Source organism: Acidimicrobiales bacterium (assembly GCA_036399815.1).
Taxonomy (GTDB): Bacteria; Actinomycetota; Acidimicrobiia; order Acidimicrobiales; family DASWMK01; genus DASWMK01.
In genome coordinates, this window is sequence record DASWMK010000011.1 from 1 (window position 1) to 5,005 (window position 5,005).

Sequence of the window (5,005 nt, forward strand, 5' to 3'; positions counted from 1 at the left end):
CCCCGCCCCCGCGCCACCCGGACCGCGACGGCCAGCGCGGCGTCGTCCCCCGTGCCCTCGCCGATCGGGACCACCACCGGCCCGTCCCACCCCGCCGGCCCGTCCCGCCGCACGACGGCCCGCGGCGCCGTCGCCAGCACCGCCGCCGCCAGCGCCTCGTCCCCGCCGGCGGGGAGCAGGATCACGTCGGCGTCCACGCTGTCGGCCTGGGCGACCGCGTCGCCGGCGGCGTCGCCGCTGAACCGTGACAGGACGACGCACCGGACGCCCCTCGCCGCGGCCCGGCCGACCAGCGCGTTGGTCGCCTCCATCGACGCCGTCAGCTGGTCGAGCTCGCCCACCAGCCCGGCGCCGACCTCGAGCCCCGTCGTCGGGAAGGGCCGGAAGCGGCTGAGGACCACCTCGGACGGCGACTCCGCGGCGACGAGGTCCACGGCCGCGTCGAGGCCGGCCTCGCCGTCGGCGTCCTCGTCCAGCACGACGAGCGCCCGGTAGGCCTGGGGCAGGCCGAGGGCCTCCCGCTCGGCCTCGGCCACGTCCCTCGCCAGCACCTTCTCCGGGTAGACGAGGCGCAGGAGCGGCTCGGTGACGATCGTGGTGAGCACGGCCATGATCACGAGCACGGTGAACAGCTCGCCGTCCAGCACGCCCTTGGTGACGCCGATGTTCAGGATCACCAGCTCGGTGAGGCCGCGCGTGTTCATCAGGATGCCGATGGCGGCCGCCTTGCGGGGGGCGATGCCCTGGGCCCTCGCGCCGGCGGCGGCGCCGATGAACTTGCCGGCGCAGGCGGCCAGCACGACCAGGCCGAGCTCGCCGAGGTCGCCGGCCGTCAGCCCGCCCACGTCCACGCCGAACCCGGTGGCGATGAAGAACACCGGCAGCAGGAGCAGCACGCTCACCTGCTCGAGCCGCTCGAGGATCTCCCGGAACAGCTCGTGGGTGTCCTCCCTCGGCATGATCGCCCCGAAGAGGAACGCCCCGAAGATCGAGTGGATGCCGATCTCGGAGGTGACGAACGCCGACACGAGGATCCCGGCCAGGATGACGGCGAGCAGGTTCGGTGTCAGCCGCCCCTGCTCCCGGTAGCGGGCGGCCACGCGGGCGAGCTGCGGCTTCACGACGAGGAAGCTGAAGGCGACGAACGCCGTCGACAGCACGAGGATCCTCGGCAGGTCCCACACGCCGCTGGCCTCGACCACGGCGACGACGACGGCGAGCAGGCTCCAGGCGAGGATGTCGTCGACCGCCGCGCAGGCGAGGGCGAGGCTGCCGATGGCCGTCCGGTACATGCCGCGTTCGGTGAGAATACGGGCCAGGACGGGGAAGGCCGTCACCGACATGGACGCCCCGATGAACAGGGCGAACGGGAGGAAATCGCGAGCGCCGGGCGCCTCGTCGTGGTTCTGGTGCAGGGCGGTGGCGAGCAGAATGCCGAGCGCGAACGGCAGCGCGACCGACGTGAGGGAGATCACTGCGGCGACCCGTTCCTTGCCCCGGATCAGCTTCATGTCGAGCTCCAGCCCGACGATGAACATGAAGATCACGAGGCCGAGCTGCGCGAGCACCGTGAGGAACGGGCGGACCTCGTGGGGGAACAGGTCGTCGGTCGGGTTGCCCGGCAGCCGGCCGAGCAGAGTCGGCCCGAGCAGGATGCCCGCCAGGATCTCGCCGACGACGGGCGGCTGACGGAGCCGCCGGAAGAGGGCGCCCATCAGCCGCGCGACCACCATGATCACGGCGATGTCGAGCAGGACGAACGCCGCGATCTCCTCGGGCTCGAGCGCGGCCAGCACGGTCAGGATGACGTCGCCTCCCCTCGGTCCTCCCCGGCACCGTCGGCGCCGGATCGTAGCGGGGGCCGCGATCGCGTGCCGCGTGGCATGCTGTCGGCACGGAGGCACCGGGGGAGCAAATTCCATGGACCGCATCGCCGACTACACGTTCATCCGCTCGCTCGGGCAGGGCAATTACGGCGAGTTCTTCCTCGCCAAGCCGCCGTCGCGGCTGCCCGTCAACTGCGACTACGTGGCCGTGAAGGTGCTCGCCGGCAACACCACGGACGACACCTTCCGTCGAGCGACGAAGGAATTGCGGGTGTTCGCCGCCGTCCGTTCGCCCTATCTGGTGCGCCTCTATGACGCCGGCCAGGAGGGCGGCACCTTCTACTACACGATGGAATACTTCGAGCTCGGCTCGCTCGCCAACCCGGCCCGACCGCTGACGAGGGCGGACATCCTGCGGGCCATGGCCGACGCCGCCCGGGCGGCGCACGTGCTCCACGAGGCCGGCGTGGTCCACCGGGACATCAAGCCGGCGAACATCATGGTGCACGAGGGCGGGGCCAAGCTCTCCGACCTCGGGCTGGCCCAGTTCCTGAACCCCGGCCAGTCGGTGACCGGCATGGGCCCGATCGGGTCGATCGAGTTCATGGACCCGGGCCTCATGCGGGGCGAGCGCGGGTCGCGGGCGTCGGACATCTGGTCACTCGGCGCCTCCCTGCACCGCGTCCTGTCGGGGAAGGGGCTCTACGGCGAGCTGCCCGACCGGGACGCGCTCCTCGCGCTGCGGAAGGTGCTCACGACGGCGCCGACGGTCGACCCGTCCCTCGGCCCGGCCGAGCGGGACGTGATCGCCGCCTGCCTCACGGCCGACCCCGCCGAGCGGCCGAGAACGGCCGCGGAGCTGGCCGAGCGCATCGAGGCCCTCCCCGCCGGCTGACCGACGTGGGCCCGAGCGACGCCCGACCGGCGGAGGACGGCGCACGCCCCGACCCGGACGGCAGCGGGCACGCCGCCCGGGACGACGACGGCGACGGCCGCCGGCTCACCGCTGGCGACGGCGGCCGCGATCAGGAGGCGGTGCGCGACGGTGGCTGCGGCCCGGACGCGCCGGCGCAGGATTCCGGTGGTCGCGGTCAGGACGCGGTGCGCGACGGTGGCTGCGGCCCGGACGCGCCGGCGCAGGATCTCGGCGGCCGGGACGCGGCCCGCGGCGACCTCCGCCGACGGCACGCCGCCGCCCACGACCACCACGGCCACGGGCCCGGCGCCGGTGGCCGGCACGCCGGGCGGCTGGCCTGGGCGTTCGCCCTCGTGGGGTCGTTCCTCCTCGTCGAGGCGGGCGCCGCCTTCCTCACCAACTCCGTCGCCCTCCTGTCCGACGCCGGTCACCTCCTCACCGACGCCGTCGGCCTCGGGATGGCCCTCGCCGCCATCCGGGTGGCGAGGAGCGGGGGCCACCGGCCGGGCCGCACCTACGGCCTGTACCGGCTCGAGATCCTGGCCGCGCTGGCCAACGCCGTCCTGCTCGTCGGCGTCGCCGGCTACGTCCTCTTCGAGGCGGCCACCCGGCTGTCCGACCCGCCCGAGGTCCTCGCCGGGCCGATGCTCGTGGTCGGCGTGGCCGGCCTCGCCGTCAACCTCGTGGCGTTCGCCCTCCTGCGGAGTGGCGCCGGCGAGAGCCTGAACGTCCACGCCGCGTACCTGGAGGTGGTGGCCGACACGCTGGGCTCGGCCGGCGCCATCGTCGCCGCCGTCGTCATCCAGGCGACCGGCTGGCGGTACGTCGACCCGCTCGTCGGCGCCGCCATCGGCGTCTTCATCCTGCCGAGGACGTGGCGCGTCGGCGGCCAGGCGTTGCGGGTGCTGCTCCAGTCGGCGCCGCCGGATGTCGACCTCGCCGCCCTCCAGGCGGACCTCGAGGCCATCGACGGCGTCGTCGACGTCCACGACGTGCACGTCTGGACCCTCACCTCGGCGATGGAGGTCGCCTCCGCCCACCTCATGACCGGCGCCCGCACCGACGGCCACGCCGTGCTCGACCAGGCGAGGAGCCTGCTGGTCGAGCGGTACGGGATCGCGCACGCCACGTTCCAGGTCGAGCCGGAGACCCACGAGGGCTGCAGCGAGGTCGCCTGGTAGCGGCTCGACAATCGAACATGTGTTCGCTATGCTCGGGCGCCATGACCGGCTGGCGCGTCGAGGAGGTCGAGGGGCTGCGCCGGTCGATCGCCATGCTGCCGCCCCTGCACCCGGCCGCGCTCGACCGGGAGACGGCCCTCGTCGTCCTCGCCGCCCTCGAGGACGCCCTCCGCCGCCTGGGGGAGCGATGAGTCAGCCGGCGAGGTGCACGGGAAGGGGGTCGCCGGCGACGGCCACGGCGACCAGGGCGGCCGGCGTGCCCGGGTCGACCAGGGTGGCCGGGCCGTCCGGGGCGACGACCGCCGCCGGTGCGTCGCCGGTGACCGACGCCGGCGGAGCGTCCACCCGGGTGACGCTCCACCGGCCGTCGGGGGCGTCGGCGACGGGCCGCCATCCGGCGAGGTCGTCGCCCTGGCCGGTCACCACGGAGAAGCGGTCGGCGTCGACGATGCCGAGCCCCATCGCCTTGCCGGCCGCCTCCTTCAGGACCCACAGGCCGAGCAGGTCGCCGCCGGCCCGCCGGCCCGCCCACCGCCGCTCCGCCGGGGACAGCACCGGCGTCAGGTCGCCCGCGGCCACCGGCCGGCCCGGGTCCTCGACGTCGACGCCCACCGGCCTGGGCGCGACCGCCACCACCGCCCACCGCTCGCTCCTCGACACGCTGAACTCGACCTCGGCGGTGAGCAGCCGCGGGCGGCCGTGGTCGGGGTCGCCGCACCGGGCGCACGCCCGGGTGAACGCCATGGCGGCCGTCGGCCGGCCGGTCGCCTCGGCGAGCACCCGGCGGGTGAGGGCGAGCGACACGGCGACGGCGGCGGCCCGGGCCGGGCGGCGGATGGCGGCCACCCTCGCCCGCTCACCGCCGGACAGCAGCGCGGTCGCCGCGTCGGCGGCGGCCGCCGTCACCTCCTCGACCACGAGGAGGACCGACGGCGGGGTCCCCGCTACGGCGTCGCCGCCGGGGCCGCCAGCACCCGGTCGGCCTCCTGCCGGAGCGCGTCGCCGTCGGAGGTGACGACCGTGCCCGGCCCGGCGTCGGGGAGGCAGCGCCGGCGCCCGACGGCGACCACCGCGCCGCGCCC

Annotated in this window: 5 protein-coding genes; 3 read left to right on the forward strand and 2 right to left on the reverse strand. The window is 75.2% G+C overall.

Annotation, left to right across the window (positions count from 1 at the left end; genetic code table 11):
- Window positions 1-1,796, reverse strand: a 1,796-nt coding sequence (locus VGB14_00760; GenBank protein HEX9991433.1) for a cation:proton antiporter, incomplete at its 3' end; no start/stop codon positions are given.
- A gap of 124 nt (window positions 1,797-1,920) precedes the next feature.
- Between VGB14_00760 and VGB14_00765 the strand changes: the two genes are divergently transcribed.
- The 3 genes from VGB14_00765 to VGB14_00775 all read left to right on the forward strand — a co-directional run bounded on the left by VGB14_00765 (window position 1,921) and on the right by VGB14_00775 (window position 4,114).
- The gene (locus tag VGB14_00765) at window positions 1,921-2,721 is read left to right on the forward strand and encodes a serine/threonine-protein kinase (GenBank protein HEX9991434.1); all 801 of its coding nucleotides are present in this window, start codon (window positions 1,921-1,923) and stop codon (window positions 2,719-2,721) included.
- Between the two features lie 206 nt (window positions 2,722-2,927).
- A complete protein-coding gene (locus tag VGB14_00770; GenBank protein HEX9991435.1) occupies window positions 2,928-3,923 on the forward strand; it encodes a cation diffusion facilitator family transporter in 996 nt (331 codons plus the stop codon).
- Between the two features lie 41 nt (window positions 3,924-3,964).
- Window positions 3,965-4,114 (forward strand): hypothetical protein, encoded by a 150-nt coding sequence (locus VGB14_00775; GenBank protein HEX9991436.1) that lies wholly within the window; start codon window positions 3,965-3,967, stop codon window positions 4,112-4,114.
- A 1-nt stretch (window position 4,115) separates the two neighbouring features.
- Here VGB14_00775 and VGB14_00780 read toward each other — a convergent pair whose 3' ends face one another.
- The gene (locus VGB14_00780) at window positions 4,116-4,841 is read right to left on the reverse strand and encodes a 4'-phosphopantetheinyl transferase superfamily protein (protein HEX9991437.1); all 726 of its coding nucleotides are present in this window, start codon (window positions 4,839-4,841) and stop codon (window positions 4,116-4,118) included.
- Between the last annotated feature and the right edge of the window lie 164 nt (window positions 4,842-5,005).

Excerpts from the sequence above, each read along its gene's own strand:
- VGB14_00765 (HEX9991434.1), top strand. The coding sequence starts at position 1,921 with ATGGACCGCATCGCCGACTACACGTTCATCCGCTCGCTCGGGCAGGGC.
- VGB14_00775 (HEX9991436.1), top strand. The coding sequence starts at position 3,965 with ATGACCGGCTGGCGCGTCGAGGAGGTCGAGGGGCTGCGCCGGTCGATC.